The organism is Serratia sp. JUb9, from assembly GCF_014298095.1.
GTDB lineage: Bacteria > Pseudomonadota > Gammaproteobacteria > Enterobacterales > Enterobacteriaceae > Serratia_B > Serratia_B rhizosphaerae.
This window is the reverse complement of record NZ_CP060416.1, coordinates 4,260,311-4,275,906: the sequence shown is the minus strand read 5'-3', so window position 1 is coordinate 4,275,906 and position 15,596 is coordinate 4,260,311. Positions and strand designations below refer to the sequence as shown.

The window sequence follows — 15,596 nt, the reverse complement described above, 5'->3', positions numbered from 1 at the left end:
TATAATCAGCCGCCGTTGTGCGGTTTATATGACAGTTTATAAGAATTATCTTACTTGTTTTTGCAAGAAGAAAAAACGCAGCCTGCCGCGCAGGTGCTTTTTCCCGATATGAAAGCTGTACACCGGGCGTGACGGTGGGCAGGAAGCGGGGAGATTCAGAATAATCAGGTGGTTTCCGGTGCCGTGAACGGACAGGGTAGGAGAATGTTTTGGTTGCGGCGCATCGGCAATTTTTGGTGAATGGATAGCGTTTTATGCTGTCTATGATGAGACAACAGCGCTCGGCGCAGCGCCATTCGCCCGCGGTAAGCGGCTTAAGACAAGACAACCAGCGAGGAAAGAATCAGTATGGTCAAGGTGGACAAGTGGCGGCTTCTGGCAATTGGCGTGTGTCTGACGGCTTTCTCGGGCGCGGCGTTGGCTGATTCGCTGGATACCCAGCGCGAGCGTTATCAGCAGATCAAACAGGCATGGGACAATAAGCAAATGGATGTGGTGGCTCAGCTGATGCCGACGCTGCGCGACTACCCGCTTTACCCCTATCTGGAATACCGTCAGCTGACGCAGGATCTCGGCAGCGTCAGCTATCAGCAGGTCGGCGAATTTATTCGCCAGCATCCGACGCTGCCGCCGGCGAAATCGCTGTCGTCGCGTTTCGTTAATGAGCTGGCGCGTCGTGAAGACTGGCGTGGCCTGCTGGCCTTCAGTCCGCAGCCGCCGAAACCTGTTGCCGCGCGTTGCAACTACTATTACGCCGAGTGGGCGACCGGCGAGCGACAGGCCGCCTGGCGCGGGGTGAAAGAGATTTGGCGGTCGGGGAAATCGCTGCCGAACGCCTGCGATAAACTGTTCAGCGTCTGGCAGTCGTCCGGCGAGCAAACGCCGCTGGCGACGCTGGAACGGATGAAGCTGGCGCTGAAAGAGGGCAACGGCGGGCTGGTGACGCACCTGTCACGGCAGCTGCCGGCGGACTATCAGACCATGGGCGATGCGCTGGTAAGCCTGCAAAACGATCCGACCAGCGTGGAAGGGTTTGCGCGCAGCGTCGGCCCGACCGATTTTACCCGCTCGGTCACCCAGATTGCCTTCACCCGCCTGGCGCGTCAGGATGCGGAGAACGCGCGCGCGATGATCCCGACGCTGGCGCGCCTGCAAAAAATGAGTGAAAGCGACCGCCTTGAGCTGGAAGAAACGGTGGCGTGGCGCCTGATGGGCAATGACGCAACCAGCGAGCAGGCGCAGTGGCGCGATAGCGTGATCCTACGCAGCCAGTCGCCGTCGCTGCTGGAGCGGCGGGTGCGCATGGCGCTCGGCACCGGCGACCGCGCCGGGCTGAAAACCTGGCTGGCGCGCCTGCCGGAAGAGTCGCGCAATAAAGACGAATGGCGCTACTGGCGCGCCAGTATGCTGATGGATGAAGGCAACCGTCAGGAAGGCGAAGAGATGCTGCGCCGACTGATGAATGAACGTGGCTTCTATCCGATGGTGGCCGCGCAGAAGCTGAATGAAACTTACCCTATCATGGTGGCGGTGGCCGCCAAGCCGCGCACTTCGCTGGTGAGCGGGCCGGAAGTCGCGCGGGTGCGCGAGCTGATGTACTGGAATATGGACAACCTGGCGCGCGGCGAGTGGAACGCCTATGTGGCCAGCCGCAGCCAGCCGGAACAGGAAGCGCTGGCGCGTTACGCGTTCGAACAGAAATGGGCCGATCTGAGCGTGCAGGCAACCATCGTCGGTAAAATGTGGAACCACCTGGAGGAGCGTTTCCCTATTGCCTGGCCGGATGAATATCGCCGCGCCACCGAGGGGAAAGGCATCACGCAGAGCTATGCGATGGCGATTTCCCGTCAGGAGAGCGCCTGGAACCCGAAGGCGCAGTCGCCGGTCGGGGCCGCGGGGCTGATGCAGGTGATGCCGCGCACCGCGCAGCATACGGTGCAGAAGTTCGGCATTCCGGGTTACAGCAGCGCCAGCCAGCTGTTCGATCCGCAGACCAATATCACCATCGGCACCAGCTATCTGGAGTCGGTGTATCAGCAGTTTGACCGCAACCGCATTCTGTCGTCGGCGGCTTACAACGCCGGCCCGTCGCGGGTGAACACCTGGCTGAACAACAGCGGCGGCCGGATTGATGCGGTGGCGTTTATCGAGAGCATTCCGTTCTCGGAAACGCGCGGTTATGTGAAGAACGTGCTGGCTTATGACGCGTTTTACCGTCATTTCATGCATCAACCGGAAAAAGTGCTGACCGATGCGGAATGGCAGCGGCGTTATTGATTTGTGGAGCGTTATGGTATGCTGCTGTACTAGTTAAATAGTATGGTGGCCGCCATGACGCAATTATCACTGCACGATCCTGCTCTTTCAGAACAAGGCAATGAAGACTGGCAGCGTTTTGTCGCGCTGCTGCAGGGTTCCTTCGATCGGGATCTGCATCAGCCGCTGATGCAGCTGCTGTTGACGCCGGACGAGCGAGCGGCCCTTGGCACGCGCGTTCGGATTATCCAGGAGCTGATGCGTGGCGAGATGAGCCAGCGCGAGCTGAAGAATGAATTGGGCGCCGGGATTGCGACCATTACCCGCGGCTCCAACAGCCTGAAGGCGGCGCCGCCGGCGCTGAAGCAGTGGCTGGAGCAACAGCTGCTGAACGGCGCGCCATAGCGCCGTCCGCAGACGGTTCAGCGTGGCTGATGATGCTGATAAATCGGGTTGAGGAACGGCGCCAGCGCCAGTATCAGCGCCTGATGGTAAACGCTGGTGCGGCTCAGCCGCCCGTTGGTGAAGATAGCGATGGCGCCGCCCTGGCGCTTGATATCGGCGTTGCCGGTAATGGCCGCCATCTCACTGCCCAGCTCACGCCCGGCGTGAACTCCCTGCAGTACGGCTTCCGGCAGCATCAGGCTGGCGGAACGCGATTCGCCGCGGATGTGCGGATTTTCGATAGTCATCCAGGCGAAGGTCATATTGTCTTCGATTCCCGCTTCCACGCCGACCCAAAAGTCGGCTTCCGGCCGTGCCTGACGCGCTTCCGTCACGCGTTGGCGCGCGCCGGTGCGGGTTTCAGCATTGCCGATGGGTTGCGGAGAAACGCCGCTGGCGACGTCGACGGGTTCGACATGGCACCGGCCGGCGCCGTAGGTCTCGTCAAAGGCCAGCTGAATAGCCTTGATCTTTGCCGGGTTGGTAGTTGCAGCAACAACATGGTACATAAACGGGTCTGGCATCCTTATGCTAAGAGCCTATCCAACGTATGGGCGGGCGTCCGCCCTGAAAGATAAACTCAAGTTTCACGCAGTATAACGGAAAAGAAAAATGTTACAGGTATACCTTGTTCGTCACGGCGAAACGGAATGGAATGCGGAACGCCGCATTCAGGGTCAGTCCGACAGCCCGTTAACCGCCATGGGTGAACACCAGGCGCAGCTGGTCGCTAGGCGCGTCAGCCGCGAAGGCATCACGCATGTGATTACCAGTGATTTGGGCCGGACACGCCGCACCGCACAGATTATCGCTGACGCCTGCGGCTGCGAAGTGATTGCTGAGCCGCGCCTGCGCGAGCTGCATATGGGCGTGTTGGAAGAGCGTCTTATCGACGGTCTGACGCCGCAGGAAGAGCAGTGGCGCAAACAGATGGTTGATGGTACGCCCGACGCCCGTATCCCTCAAGGCGAATCAATGAGCGAACTGGCGGAGCGGATGCGCGCGGCGCTGGAGAGCTGTCTGATGCTGCCGGAAGGCAGTAAGCCGCTGATCGTCAGCCACGGTATCGCGCTTGGCTGCCTGATGGGCACCATTCTGGGGCTGCCGGCACATGCCGAGCGTCGTCTACGGCTGCGCAACTGTTCGCTGTCGCGCGTCGATCACCAGCAGAGCCCATGGCTGGCCTCCGGCTGGATCGTCGAAACGGCGGGCGATGTATCGCACCTCGACATGCCCGCGTTGGATGAACTGCAGCGTTAACGGCGAATCGGGATCAGGTATTCGCAGCTGATCTCGGTCGGCGGCTGTGGCGGCAGGCGGCTGCCTTTCGGGTGGAAACGCTCAATGTCGTAGCCTCTGCGGCGCGTCAGCTCCAGCAATGGCAGGCAGGTGCCGTACAGCGTCAGGATAAAATCCTGCAGGCCGGCGCCCGGGCCTTCATAGCGGAACAGCGCGTATTCGCCGCCTTGCAGCGTGATCGGCTGCCCTTCGCTGACGGTATCGGGCACGTGGTGCGGCTCCAGCGCGGTGGTGTACAGCACCTCCTGCTCGTCGTCCTTTTCCTGGCTCGGTCGGGAGTGGTGCAGGCCGTACAACACCGGCGGCAGCGTGGTTGCTTCGCCCAGATAGTGACGCCAGAACTGTGAGCGCAGTTCGGTACGGAAGTTGGAAATCTGCTCCAGCGTGCAGGAGTAGCTCTGTGTCAGGCCGATCATCTGCTGCTCCGGCAGGGTGACAAACTCCGGCTGCGGCAGGGTGAAGGCGCCCAGGCGGATCGGCGGACAGATGCCGAACGCGTTCCAGTCCTCGGCCCGGCGGTACAGCGCAGGCGTCTGGGCAAACTGTTTTTTGAATGCTCGGGTGAAGGTCTGTTGCGAGTCAAAGCGGTATTGCAGGGCGATATCCAGTATTGGGCGGCTGGTCAAACGCAGCGCGACCGCCGCTTTAGACAGTCTCCTTGCCCGGATATAAGCGCCGATGGCGTTACCGGTAATATCTTTGAACATCCGTTGCAGATGCCATTTCGAATATCCCGCCTTGGCCGCCACGTTATCCAGCGCCAAAGGTTGGTCCAAATGGCTTTCCAGCCAGCTAAGCAGATCACGAATGATACCGGCTTGATCCATAGATCGTCCTCGTAGAGCTTTGGGGTCGGAACCCGACTATGTTAATTCATTACGCGGGTGCTGGTGATCAACGGCGAGTTCCCTGCCGTTTAATCCCGGTCTACTTCAAGCTGCATCATGACGGCGTTTGGTCACGCATTCTCACTCGTTTGGCGCTGTGCCGGCGAGCGGGGCGCTGCCTGATACAAGTCGAATTATTTCGGCATGCGTTGCGCGCCTGGCCTCTGGAATAGCGTATTACATGAAACGTTGAGGCTGAGGGCGTCTTTGCAGGCGCAAAGGAATAACGCCGCCGCATAATAACAATTTTTTTCCTCCGAGACTCTCAAAGATTTTTTTCACGCTCTGTGCTACAAAGGCGAAGCGTGACGGAAGGGGCTTATTTTTTTCTTCCAAATCATAAATAAAACTAATAATAATAGTTGGTTTATCGTTCGGGATTTGTTGGAGTTAACTAGATGAAAAAATTATGGATATTATTGTTCTGTCTGGCCGGCGCAACGGCCAATAGCGTACAGGCTGAGCAGATTGGTTCGGTGGATACCGTGTTTAAACTGTTTGGTCCGGACCATAAGATTGTGGTCGAAGCGTTCGACGATCCGGACGTTAAAAATGTAACTTGTTATATCAGCCGCGCCAAAACCGGCGGTATCAAAGGCGGGTTGGGGCTGGCGGAAGATACCGCAGACGCGGCGATTTCCTGCTCCCAGGTCGGGCCGATTGAGCTGAGCGAGAAGATTAAAAACGGCAAGAACAAAGGCAGCGTGGTGTTTCAGAAACGCACGTCGCTGGTGTTCAAAAAACTGCAGGTGGTGCGCTTTTATGACGCCACGCGCAACGCGCTGGTCTACCTGACCTATTCAGACAAAGTGGTGGATGGTTCACCGAAGAATGCGCTGAGCGCCGTGCCGATTATTCCCTGGAATACCGCGCGCTAATCATGTGAAAAAGGGGACAGCTTGCTGTCCCCTTTCATTTGCGTCCGGTAAGAATTACTCTTCCAGCTCGCCGCAGAAGCGGTAGCCTTCGCCGTGGATGGTGGCGATGATTTCCGGCGTATCCGGCGTCGATTCAAAGTGCTTGCGGATGCGGCGGATGGTCACATCGACGGTGCGGTCATGCGGCTTCAGCTCGCGGCCGGTCATTTTCTTCAGCAGTTCGCCGCGCGACTGGATCTTGCCCGGGTTTTCGCAGAAGTGCAGCATGGCGCGGAATTCGCTGCGCGGCAGCTTGTACTGTTCGCCGTTCGGGCCGATCAGCGAGCGGCTGTTGATATCCAGCTCCCAGCCGTTGAATTTGTAGCTTTCAACCTGCTTGCGTTCTTCGCCGACGCTGCCCAGGTTCATGGTGCGTGACAGCAGATTACGTGCACGAATGGTCAGTTCGCGTGGGTTGAACGGCTTGGTGATATAGTCGTCAGCGCCGATTTCGAGGCCAAGGATCTTGTCCACTTCGTTATCGCGCCCGGTCAGGAACATCAACGCGACGCTGACCTGTTCGCGCAGTTCGCGCGCCAGCAGCAGGCCGTTTTTACCCGGCAGGTTGATATCCATAATGACCAGATTAATGTCGTTTTCGGACAGGATGTTGTGCATCTCTGCACCATCATTGGCTTCATGCACGATGTAGCCTTCCGCCTCGAAGATGCTCTTCAGGGTGTTACGAGTGACTAACTCGTCTTCGACAATCAGAATTTGCGGGGTCTGCATATTTGCTACCTAAAATTGCCAACAAAATAGAAAACAGGAAGTACAGAAGCCTTTGTTTTCTCAGAGGAGGGCGGAGATATCGCCACGTTCCCTCATGCCAAATGACTAAAGTACGGAAACTCGTTCTTGATGCACTTTCCATCTTAATGTCAACAAGATCGCTAGCTTGGTGGGGATGCTATTCCCTTTAACCCCAAGGGTGCCAAAACGGCGCATATCCTAACCCTATTAACAGCAATATAACAGTACATGCCGAATTCATCACCCAACAAAACTACGCTTTGTTGACATATATCAAATTCAATTGTAGCACGTTAACAGATTTGTGAAAAACACTTACAGAACTGCCAGCTTAAGTCTCAGCAGGGGAAATTCTGTGAACGATTCAGCATTGCTAACCTCAATAGGTTACAATTTCCGAATGACTGGCAGTGAGACGGCAATAACGCCTTGATAATTAAGTTCGCCAAGAAATAAATTATATTTATATAGATTACATTAAATTTATTTACTCAATCGTCCGTTTTGTTATCTCACAATTAAATGTTGGCGTTTTTGTTGCTGGATTGTAAACATTTTAGTGGTGAGCAAAACAAAACGCGTGATGCAGTTTAACGCCGTGGAGTACTATGCAGTTACATATCATTTTAGTAGCGCCGGCGCGGCCGGAAAACGTCGGCGCCGCAGCGCGTGCAATGAAAACCATGGGCTTTAGCTCGCTGCGCATCGTCGACAGCGATGCGCACTTACAGCCGGCGGCACGCTGGGTGGCGCACGGCGCCGGCGAGATCCTGGACGCGGCGCAGCACTTTGCCACGCTGGAGCAGGCGCTGGCGGATGTCGATTTCACCGTCGCCACCACCGCGCGCAGCCGCGCGCGTTTTCACTATTACAGCACGCCGCAGGAGCTGCTCGGTCAGTTAGAGGAGCGCCGGCAGTGGGCCTCGCAGGCGGCGCTGGTGTTTGGCCGGGAAGATTCCGGGCTGACTAACGAAGAACTGGCGCTGGCCGATCTGCTGACGGGCGTGCCGATGCAGGCCGATTACCCTTCGTTAAACCTGGGGCAGGCGGTGATGGTGTACTGCTATCAGCTCTCCGCTTTGATGAACGTAGCGGCACCGGCGCCGGAAGCGGCCGCCGATACAGGCCAGCTGCAGGCGTTGCGTCAACGCGCCGAGCGGTTGTTGCACCATCTGGAGGTTGAGGACGATCAAAAGCTGCGCGACTGGCTGCAGCAGCGGCTGGGGTCGCTGCCGCGGCGCGACACGATGATGCTGCATACGTTGTTACACGATATTGAAAAAAAATTAACGAAGTGAAGGCCGGCTTATGGCCGGTATATTCAGCGCGATCGTCTGCAATATTGCCGTATGACTGTTTTTTTATGCTGCAGTTTTGCCTTTTTGTCCGTTTCATCCCCCAATTCGCTGCTTGAACGGAAAATGAGCAAAAACAAGAAATAATTTGACTTGGGGTAGGGATTGCTTTAACCAATAGAGGGGACAGAGGATTAAATGAGACAGACAGACGTTATGCGACACATCAGCCTGAACACCACAATTATTACCACCACCGATACCACAGGTAACGGGGCGGGCTGACGCGTACAGGAAACAAGAAGAAAAAAGCCCGCACCTTAGCAGTGCGGGCTTTTTTTTGGCTTAAATTCGGGAGATAACAGAGATGCGAGTGCTGAAATTTGGCGGAACCTCGGTAGCGAATGCGGAACGTTTTCTGCGCGTTGCCGATATTATGGAAAGCAATGCCCGTCAGGGACAGGTAGCGGCGGTATTGTCCGCGCCGGCGAAGATCACCAACCACTTGGTGGCGATGGTTGAAAAAACGCTGGCCGGGCAAGACATTCTGCCAAATATGAGCGACGCGGAGCGTATTTTCGCCGAGCTGCTGCACGGCCTGGCGCAGGCGCTGCCGGGCTTTGCCCACGAACGCCTCAAGGCGCGCGTCGAGCATGAGTTTGCGCAGCTCAAGCAGGTGCTGCACGGCGTGGCGCTGCTGGGTAAATGCCCGGACAGCGTGAACGCCGGCATTATCTGCCGCGGTGAAAAACTGTCGATAGCCATTATGGAAGCGGTATTCCAGGCGAAAGGTTTCCCGGTGACCGTGATCAATCCGGTGGAGAAGCTGCTGGCGCAGGGGCACTATCTGGAATCCACCGTCGATATCGCCGAATCCACACTGCGCATCGCCGCAATGGGCATTCCGGCTGACCATATCGTGCTGATGGCCGGCTTCACCGCCGGGAATGACAAGGGCGAGCTGGTAGTGCTGGGACGCAACGGTTCCGACTACTCCGCCGCGGTGCTGGCGGCCTGCCTGCGCGCCGACTGCTGTGAGATCTGGACCGATGTTGACGGGGTATATACCTGCGATCCGCGCACCGTGCCGGACGCCAGGCTGCTGAAGTCGATGTCGTATCAGGAGGCGATGGAGCTGTCCTATTTCGGCGCCAAAGTTCTCCACCCCCGCACCATTACCCCCATCGCCCAGTTCCAGATCCCCTGCCTGATTAAAAATACCTCCAACCCGCAGGCGCCCGGTACGCTGATCGGCGCCGAGTGCGCGGATGAAGATTCACCGGTGAAAGGTATCACCAACCTGAATAATATGGCGATGATCAACGTCTCCGGCCCGGGCATGAAAGGCATGGTCGGCATGGCGGCGCGGGTGTTTGCCGTGATGTCACGCGCCGGTATCTCGGTGGTGCTGATCACCCAGTCCTCCTCTGAATACAGCATCAGCTTCTGCGTGCCGCAGGGCGAGCTGCTGCGCGCGCGCCGCGCGCTGGGCGACGAGTTTTATCTGGAGCTGAAAGACGGCCTGCTGGAGCCGCTGGATGTGACGGAAAATCTGGCGATTATCTCGGTGGTTGGCGACGGCATGCGCACCCTGCGCGGTATTTCGGCGCGTTTCTTCTCCGCGCTGGCCCGCGCCAATATCAATATCGTCGCTATCGCCCAGGGATCGTCCGAACGCTCCATCTCGGTGGTGGTCAGCAACGATGATGCCACCACCGGCGTACGCGTCAGTCATCAGATGCTGTTCAACACCGACCAGGTGCTGGAAGTCTTTGTTATCGGCACCGGCGGCGTCGGCGGCGCGCTGATCGAGCAGATTCACCGCCAGCAGCAGTGGCTGAAGCAAAAGCATATCGATCTGCGGGTGTGCGGCATTGCCAACTCGCGTGCCATGCTGACCAATGTGCACGGCATTGCGCTGGACAGCTGGCGTGAAGGGCTGGCGGAAGCACAGGAGACCTTCAACCTTGGGCGACTGATTCGTCTGGTGAAGGAGTATCACCTGCTGAACCCGGTGATTGTCGACTGTACTTCCAGCCAGGCGGTGGCCGATCAGTATGTCGACTTCCTGGCCGACGGCTTCCACGTGGTGACGCCGAACAAGAAGGCCAACACCTCGTCGATGAATTTCTATCATCAGCTGCGCGCCGCCGCCGCGGGCTCGCGCCGCAAATTCCTCTATGACACCAACGTTGGCGCCGGGCTGCCGGTGATTGAAAACCTGCAGAACCTGCTGAACGCAGGCGATGAACTGACGCGTTTCTCCGGTATTTTGTCTGGTTCACTGTCGTTTATCTTCGGCAAGCTGGATGAGGGCATGTCGCTGTCGGCGGCGACGCTGCAGGCGAAGAGCAACGGCTATACCGAACCGGACCCGCGCGACGATCTGTCCGGGATGGATGTCGCCCGTAAATTGTTGATTCTGGCGCGTGAAGCGGGTTACAACCTGGAGCTGAGCGATATCGAGGTGCAATCGGTGCTGCCGCCGGAGTTTGATGCCAGCGGCGATACCGACAGCTTCCTGGCGCGTCTGCCGGAGCTGGACGCGGCGTTTAGCCGTCGGGTGGCCGATGCGGCGGAGCAGGGTAAAGTATTGCGCTATGTCGGGGTGATTGAAGAGGGGCGTTGCCAGGTGCGTATTGACGCTGTTGATGGCAACGATCCATTGTATAAAGTGAAAAACGGCGAGAACGCGCTGGCGTTCTACAGCCGCTATTATCAGCCGCTGCCGCTGGTGCTGCGCGGCTATGGCGCCGGTAATGATGTGACGGCAGCGGGGGTATTCGCCGATCTGCTGCGCACGCTGTCATGGAAGTTGGGAGTTTAATATGGTTAAGGTGTATGCGCCGGCTTCGATCGGCAACGTCAGCGTCGGTTTCGACGTGCTGGGCGCCGCCGTTTCGCCGGTTGATGGCACGCTGCTGGGTGATTGCGTCAGCGTCGAGGCCGCGAAGCAATTCAGCCTGGAAAACGCCGGCCGTTTTGTCGGCAAACTGCCGGCCGATCCTAAGGACAATATCGTCTATCAGTGCTGGCAGCGCTTTTGTCAGGCGATCGGCCGCGAGGTGCCGGTGGCGATGCGACTGGAAAAAAACATGCCTATCGGCTCGGGTCTCGGTTCCAGCGCCTGTTCGGTGGTTGCCGGCCTGATGGCGATGAATGAATTTTGCGAGCGTCCGCTGGATGACATGCAGCTGCTGGCGCTGATGGGCGAGCTGGAAGGACGCATCTCCGGCAGCGTGCATTATGACAACGTCGCGCCGTGCTACCTCGGCGGCCTGCAGCTGATGCTGGAGGAAGAGGGGAGCATCAGCCAGCAAGTCCCCTGCTTTGACGAGTGGCTGTGGGTGATGGCGTATCCGGGAATCAAGGTTTCTACCGCTGAAGCGCGCGCCATTCTGCCGGCGCAGTACCGCCGTCAGGACTGCATCAGCCACGGACGCTATCTGGCCGGCTTTATTCATGCCTGCCACACCCAGCAGCCGAAGCTGGCCGCCAAGCTGATGCAGGACGTGATTGCCGAGCCGTACCGCACCCGCCTGCTGCCGGGCTTTGCCGAAGCGCGTAAGGCGGCGCAGGATATCGGCGCCCTGGCCTGCGGCATTTCCGGCTCCGGCCCGACGCTGTTCGCCGTGTGCGACGACGGCGACACCGCCCGGCGGATGGCCGACTGGCTGAAGAATCACTATCTGCAAAACGATGAAGGTTTTGTTCATATTTGCCGTCTGGATACCGCAGGCGCTCGACAACTGGGATAACGCATGAAACTGTACAACCTTAAAGATCACAATGAGCAGGTTAGCTTTGCACAGGCGATCAAGCAGGGGCTGGGTAAACAGCAGGGGCTGTTTTTCCCGCTGGATCTGCCGGAATTTGAACTGACCGAGATTGACCAACTGCTGAAGCTGGATTTCGTGACCCGCAGCGCGCGTATTCTGTCGGCGTTTATTGGTGAGGAAATCAACGAAGAGGCGCTGTACAAGCGCGTGAAGGCGGCGTTTGAGTTCCCGGCGCCGGTAGCGAAGGTTGAGGACGACATCGCCTGCCTGGAGCTGTTCCACGGCCCGACGCTGGCGTTCAAAGACTTCGGCGGCCGCTTTATGGCGCAGATGCTGGCGGAAGTGGCCGGCGATCAGCCGGTCACCATTCTGACGGCGACCTCCGGCGATACCGGCGCGGCGGTGGCGCACGCGTTCTACGGCCTGAAAAACGTGCGCGTGGTGATCCTCTATCCGCAGGGGAAAATCAGCCCGCTGCAGGAAAAACTGTTCTGCACGCTGGGCGGCAATATCCATACCGTGGCGGTAGACGGCGATTTTGACGCCTGCCAGGCGCTGGTGAAGCAGGCGTTTGACGATCGCGAGCTGAAAGAGGCGCTGCATCTGAACTCGGCCAACTCGATCAATATCAGCCGCCTGCTGGCGCAGATCTGCTACTACTTCGAGGCGGTGGCGCAGCTGCCGCAGGAAGCACGCAATCAGCTGGTGATTTCGGTGCCGAGCGGCAACTTCGGCGATCTGACCGCCGGCCTGCTGGCCAAGTCGCTGGGACTGCCGGTGAAACGCTTTATTGCCGCCACCAACGCCAACGATACGGTGCCGCGTTTCCTCGACGACGGTAAATGGCAGCCGCACGCAACGGTGGCGACGCTCTCCAACGCGATGGACGTCAGTCAGCCGAATAACTGGCCGCGGGTGGAAGAGCTGTTCCGCCGCAAAATTTGGCAGTTGAAAGAGTTGGGGCACGGGGCGGTCAGCGATGAAACCACCAAAGAGACGATGAAGGAGCTGGCGGCGTTAGGCTACCTCTCCGAGCCGCATGCGGCTATCGCCTACCGCTTGCTGCGCGATCAGCTGCAGGACGGCGAGTTTGGTCTGTTCCTCGGCACCGCGCATCCGGCGAAGTTTAAAGAGAGCGTGGAGGAGATTTTACAGCAGGAGCTGCCGTTGCCGAAAGCGCTGGCGGTGCGTGCCGAGCTGCCGTTGCTGTCGCACTCGCTGCCGGCTGACTTCGCGCAGCTGCGTCAGTTTATGATGGCGCTGCCCGCCTGATTAACGTGATGTGATGGTTAGGGGCCGGTTATCACCGGCCCTTTTTTCTTACTGTTCGGGACGCTTGAATACCAGTTCGCCCGCCTTGGACGCCGCCTCATCAAAGGCATATCCTTCCAGATTGAAATCAGCCAACTGTTCTGCTTTGGTCAGGCGATTTTTGATAATAAAGCGGCTCATCAGGCCACGCGCTTTTTTCGCGTAGAAGCTGATGACCTTATATTTACCGTTTTTCTCATCCAGGAACACCGGCTTGATCAGCTGCCCGTGCAGCCCGGCCGGCTTCACCGCTTTGAAGTATTCATCCGATGCCAGATTGACCACCACATCGTCCGTCTGTTGCTTCAGCACTTCATTGAGTTTGTCGGTGATGCGATCGCCCCAGAAGCTGTACAAATCTTTGCCGCGCGGGTTGGCCAGCTTGATGCCCATTTCCAGACGGTAAGGCATCATCAGGTCGAGCGGACGCAACACGCCGTATAAGCCGGACAGCATACGCAAATGCTGCTGGGCAAAGTCAAAATCCGCTTCGCTGAAGTCCTGCGCCTGCAGGCCGGTATACACGTCGCCCTTAAAGGCCAGCAGGGCCTGGCGCGCATTATCCGGGGTAAATTGCGGGGTCCATTCGGCAAAGCGGGCGGCGTTCAGTCCGGCCAGCTTGTCGCTGATCTTCATCAGACTGGCGATTTGCGCCGGCGTCAGCTGGCGGCTGATGTTGATAAGTTCTGCAGATTGCTCCAGCAGCTCAGGCTGCGTAAAGCGAGCCGTCGCCAGAGGACTTTCGTAATCAAGCGTTTTGGCAGGTGAGATAATAACGAGCATGGCGCGACATCCTGTTGATCAAAGTGGAGATACTTTAGCAAAAAACGTGAGAAAAAGCGGCGATGGGTCTGATAGGTGCGGGGTAAAAGGCCAAGGCGCGTAGGGATGCGCCTTGGCGGGGAGTACGGGTCAGTCTGGCTTTTGCGGGTTATCCCACACGCCGGGCTCCAGCTGGGATTTCAGCTCAGGGTATTGACTGGCGTCGAAGGTCGGCAGTTTGCCGAGCGCCCGTTGCCGGTTGTAGTCGCGGGCCAGTTTAAAGGCGACGCGTGACAGCAGCAGGATGGCCGTCAGGTTGGTGATCGCCATCAGCGCCATGGCGGTGTCGGCCATTTTCCATACCAGCGGCAGCTCCGCCAGCGCGCCGAACATCACCATGCCCAGCGCAACACAGCGGAAGATTGCCAGCCGCGCCGGATGATTGTGCTCCAGGAAGATCAGGTTGTTTTCGGCGTAGGCGTAGTTGGCGATGATGGAGGTAAAGGCGAAGAAGAAAATCGCCAGCGCCACAAACGGCGAACCCCAGCTGCCGACGGCGCTGGACAGCGCGCGCTGGGTCAGTTCAATGCCGCTGATCTCGCCGGTGGGGTTATCCATCACGCCGGAGGCCAGAATAATGGCGGCGGTGGCGCTGCAGATCACCAGCGTATCGACAAATACGCCGAGCATCTGTACGTAGCCCTGCGACGCCGGGTGAGGCGGATACGGCGAGGCGGAGGCTGCGGCGTTCGGCGCCGAACCCATGCCGGCCTCATTGGAGAACAGCCCGCGCTGGACGCCCTGGGTCATCGCCTGCGAGATGCCGTAGCCGACTGCGCCGGCGGCCGCTTCTTGTAAACCGAACGCGCTTTTGACAATCAGCAGCAAAATGGCCGGCAACTGCTCAATATTCATCGCCAGCACCCAGAAGGCCAGCAGCAGGTAGGCCGCCGCCATGACCGGCACCACCCATTCCGCCACGCGGGCGATGGAGCGGATGCCGCCGAAGATTACGGTGCCGCTCAGCAGCACCAGGCCGATGCCGACGTACAGCGGGTTGAAGTTGAACGCCGCAGCGCTGGCCTGGGCGATGGAGTTGGCCTGCACCGCGTTGAACACCAGGCCGAAGGCGAGGATCAGGAACATGGAGAACAGTACGCCCATCCAGCGCATGCCGAGGCCCTTTTCCATGTAGTAGGCCGGGCCGCCGCGGTAGTTACCCTGATCGTCTTTGGTTTTATACAGCTGGGCCAGGGTGCTTTCGATAAATGACGTGGCCATGCCGATAAATGCCACCACCCACATCCAGAAGATGGCGCCGGGGCCGCCGGCGGTCAGCGCGATGGCGACGCCGGTCAGGTTGCCGGTGCCGACCCGCGCCGCCAGCGTTGTGCATAAAGCCTGAAATGAGGAGATGCCGGAACTGTCGCTTTTATTGCTGTTTTTCAGCACCGAAAACATATGGGTGAAGTGGCGTAACTGGATAAAGCGGGTGCGGATGGTGAAGTAGATGCCGGCACCGATCAGTAAATAAATGAGTACCGATCCCCACAGGATATTGTTAATGAAATTAATCAGATCCGTCACGGATCCCTCCTTGTCAAACAGGCGTAAATACCCGGAGCGATCCTCCGCCCGGAAAATGATTTTGCTCTAATTATTACCAGCGCTTAACGAAAGTCATACGGGGTGAATAAATTAAGATTTTTCGCATTTTATGGCGTTGCCAGCGCTTGGCGTGCTGGGAAGTTAGCACAATTACTTGTTGTTAACTTTCGTTAATGTCTCATTTTCATTTCGGAAATATCGATTGATATGGCGGAAGTGAGGGAAAATTACGCCGAAAAATCGGCGGCGACTTAGGGCCATTTTCGTGCCTTGCGCCGCGCCTTG

At 58.1% G+C, this 15,596-nt stretch carries 14 protein-coding genes and 1 other annotated feature; of the genes, 9 read left to right on the top strand and 5 right to left on the bottom strand.

Features of this window, described 5'->3' with window-relative positions:
• Positions 1-357: 357 nt before the first annotated feature.
• Complete coding sequence (gene sltY / locus HF675_RS20175; protein ID WP_187044775.1) at positions 358-2,277, top strand: murein transglycosylase; 1,920 nt, start codon at positions 358-360, stop codon at positions 2,275-2,277.
• Between the two features lie 54 nt (positions 2,278-2,331).
• Positions 2,332-2,661, top strand: a complete 330-nt coding sequence (gene trpR / locus HF675_RS20170) for a trp operon repressor (protein WP_105233207.1) — start codon at positions 2,332-2,334, stop codon at positions 2,659-2,661.
• 17 nt (positions 2,662-2,678) lie between these two features.
• Here trpR and yjjX read toward each other — a convergent pair whose 3' ends face one another.
• Positions 2,679-3,209 carry an inosine/xanthosine triphosphatase gene (gene yjjX / locus HF675_RS20165; RefSeq protein WP_105229697.1) on the bottom strand — a complete coding sequence of 177 codons (531 nt, stop codon included), beginning with the start codon at positions 3,207-3,209 and terminating at the stop codon, positions 2,679-2,681.
• A gap of 103 nt (positions 3,210-3,312) precedes the next feature.
• Here yjjX and gpmB point away from each other — a divergent pair, with 103 nt between their 5' ends.
• Complete coding sequence (gene gpmB, locus HF675_RS20160) at positions 3,313-3,960, top strand: 2,3-diphosphoglycerate-dependent phosphoglycerate mutase GpmB (RefSeq protein ID WP_105229698.1); 648 nt, start codon at positions 3,313-3,315, stop codon at positions 3,958-3,960.
• Here gpmB and robA read toward each other — a convergent pair.
• The gene (gene robA, locus HF675_RS20155) at positions 3,957-4,826 is read right to left on the bottom strand and encodes an MDR efflux pump AcrAB transcriptional activator RobA (RefSeq protein WP_105229699.1); all 870 of its coding nucleotides are present in this window, start codon (positions 4,824-4,826) and stop codon (positions 3,957-3,959) included. The two genes, gpmB and robA, sit on opposite strands and share 4 nt — an antisense overlap.
• A gap of 458 nt (positions 4,827-5,284) precedes the next feature.
• On the opposite strand from robA, the gene creA reads away from it, so the two are divergent.
• Positions 5,285-5,764: a protein CreA gene (gene creA / locus HF675_RS20150; RefSeq protein ID WP_105229700.1), complete on the top strand. Its 480-nt coding sequence runs from the start codon at positions 5,285-5,287 to the stop codon at positions 5,762-5,764.
• A gap of 54 nt (positions 5,765-5,818) precedes the next feature.
• Here the strand turns inward: creA and arcA are convergent, their stop codons facing one another.
• Positions 5,819-6,535: a two-component system response regulator ArcA gene (arcA, locus tag HF675_RS20145; RefSeq protein WP_105229701.1), complete on the bottom strand. Its 717-nt coding sequence runs from the start codon at positions 6,533-6,535 to the stop codon at positions 5,819-5,821.
• Between the two features lie 629 nt (positions 6,536-7,164).
• Here arcA and HF675_RS20140 point away from each other — a divergent pair.
• From HF675_RS20140 to thrC, 5 genes are all read left to right on the top strand, one after another.
• Positions 7,165-7,854, top strand: a complete 690-nt coding sequence (locus HF675_RS20140; protein WP_105229702.1) for a tRNA/rRNA methyltransferase — start codon at positions 7,165-7,167, stop codon at positions 7,852-7,854.
• Positions 7,855-8,049: 195 nt separating this feature from the next.
• Positions 8,050-8,136, top strand: a complete 87-nt coding sequence (gene thrL, locus HF675_RS20135; protein ID WP_343039582.1) for a thr operon leader peptide — start codon at positions 8,050-8,052, stop codon at positions 8,134-8,136.
• Positions 8,075-8,194 (top strand) — a sequence feature (Thr leader region). Its footprint overlaps the gene before it by 62 nt.
• 24 nt (positions 8,195-8,218) lie before the next feature.
• Positions 8,219-10,678, top strand: coding sequence for a bifunctional aspartate kinase/homoserine dehydrogenase I (gene thrA, locus HF675_RS20130; RefSeq protein ID WP_105229703.1), 2,460 nt, complete (start codon positions 8,219-8,221; stop codon positions 10,676-10,678).
• Between the two features lies 1 nt (position 10,679).
• Positions 10,680-11,609 (top strand): homoserine kinase, encoded by a 930-nt coding sequence (thrB, locus tag HF675_RS20125; protein WP_105229704.1) that lies wholly within the window; start codon positions 10,680-10,682, stop codon positions 11,607-11,609.
• Between the two features lie 3 nt (positions 11,610-11,612).
• A complete protein-coding gene (thrC, locus tag HF675_RS20120; protein ID WP_105229705.1) occupies positions 11,613-12,902 on the top strand; it encodes a threonine synthase in 1,290 nt (429 codons plus the stop codon).
• Between the two features lie 48 nt (positions 12,903-12,950).
• Here thrC and yaaA read toward each other — a convergent pair whose 3' ends face one another.
• Positions 12,951-13,724 (bottom strand): peroxide stress protein YaaA, encoded by a 774-nt coding sequence (gene yaaA / locus HF675_RS20115; protein ID WP_105229706.1) that lies wholly within the window; start codon positions 13,722-13,724, stop codon positions 12,951-12,953.
• Between the two features lie 129 nt (positions 13,725-13,853).
• The gene (locus HF675_RS20110; protein ID WP_105229707.1) at positions 13,854-15,290 is read right to left on the bottom strand and encodes a sodium:alanine symporter family protein; all 1,437 of its coding nucleotides are present in this window, start codon (positions 15,288-15,290) and stop codon (positions 13,854-13,856) included.
• Between the last annotated feature and the right edge of the window lie 306 nt (positions 15,291-15,596).

Bases quoted from the DNA above. Each gene is read 5' to 3' on its own strand.
- creA (WP_105229700.1), top strand. From the start codon at position 5,285: ATGAAAAAATTATGGATATTATTGTTCTGTCTGGCCGGCGCAACGGCC.
- thrL (WP_343039582.1), top strand. From the start codon at position 8,050: ATGAGACAGACAGACGTTATGCGACACATCAGCCTGAACACCACAATT.
- thrC (WP_105229705.1), top strand. From the start codon at position 11,613: ATGAAACTGTACAACCTTAAAGATCACAATGAGCAGGTTAGCTTTGCA.
- thrA (WP_105229703.1), top strand. From the start codon at position 8,219: ATGCGAGTGCTGAAATTTGGCGGAACCTCGGTAGCGAATGCGGAACGT.
- arcA (WP_105229701.1), bottom strand. From the start codon at position 6,535: ATGCAGACCCCGCAAATTCTGATTGTCGAAGACGAGTTAGTCACTCGT.
- trpR (WP_105233207.1), top strand. From the start codon at position 2,332: ATGACGCAATTATCACTGCACGATCCTGCTCTTTCAGAACAAGGCAAT.
- thrB (WP_105229704.1), top strand. From the start codon at position 10,680: ATGGTTAAGGTGTATGCGCCGGCTTCGATCGGCAACGTCAGCGTCGGT.
- HF675_RS20140 (WP_105229702.1), top strand. From the start codon at position 7,165: ATGCAGTTACATATCATTTTAGTAGCGCCGGCGCGGCCGGAAAACGTC.
- gpmB (WP_105229698.1), top strand. From the start codon at position 3,313: ATGTTACAGGTATACCTTGTTCGTCACGGCGAAACGGAATGGAATGCG.
- yjjX (WP_105229697.1), bottom strand. From the start codon at position 3,209: ATGTACCATGTTGTTGCTGCAACTACCAACCCGGCAAAGATCAAGGCT.
- yaaA (WP_105229706.1), bottom strand. From the start codon at position 13,724: ATGCTCGTTATTATCTCACCTGCCAAAACGCTTGATTACGAAAGTCCT.
- robA (WP_105229699.1), bottom strand. From the start codon at position 4,826: ATGGATCAAGCCGGTATCATTCGTGATCTGCTTAGCTGGCTGGAAAGC.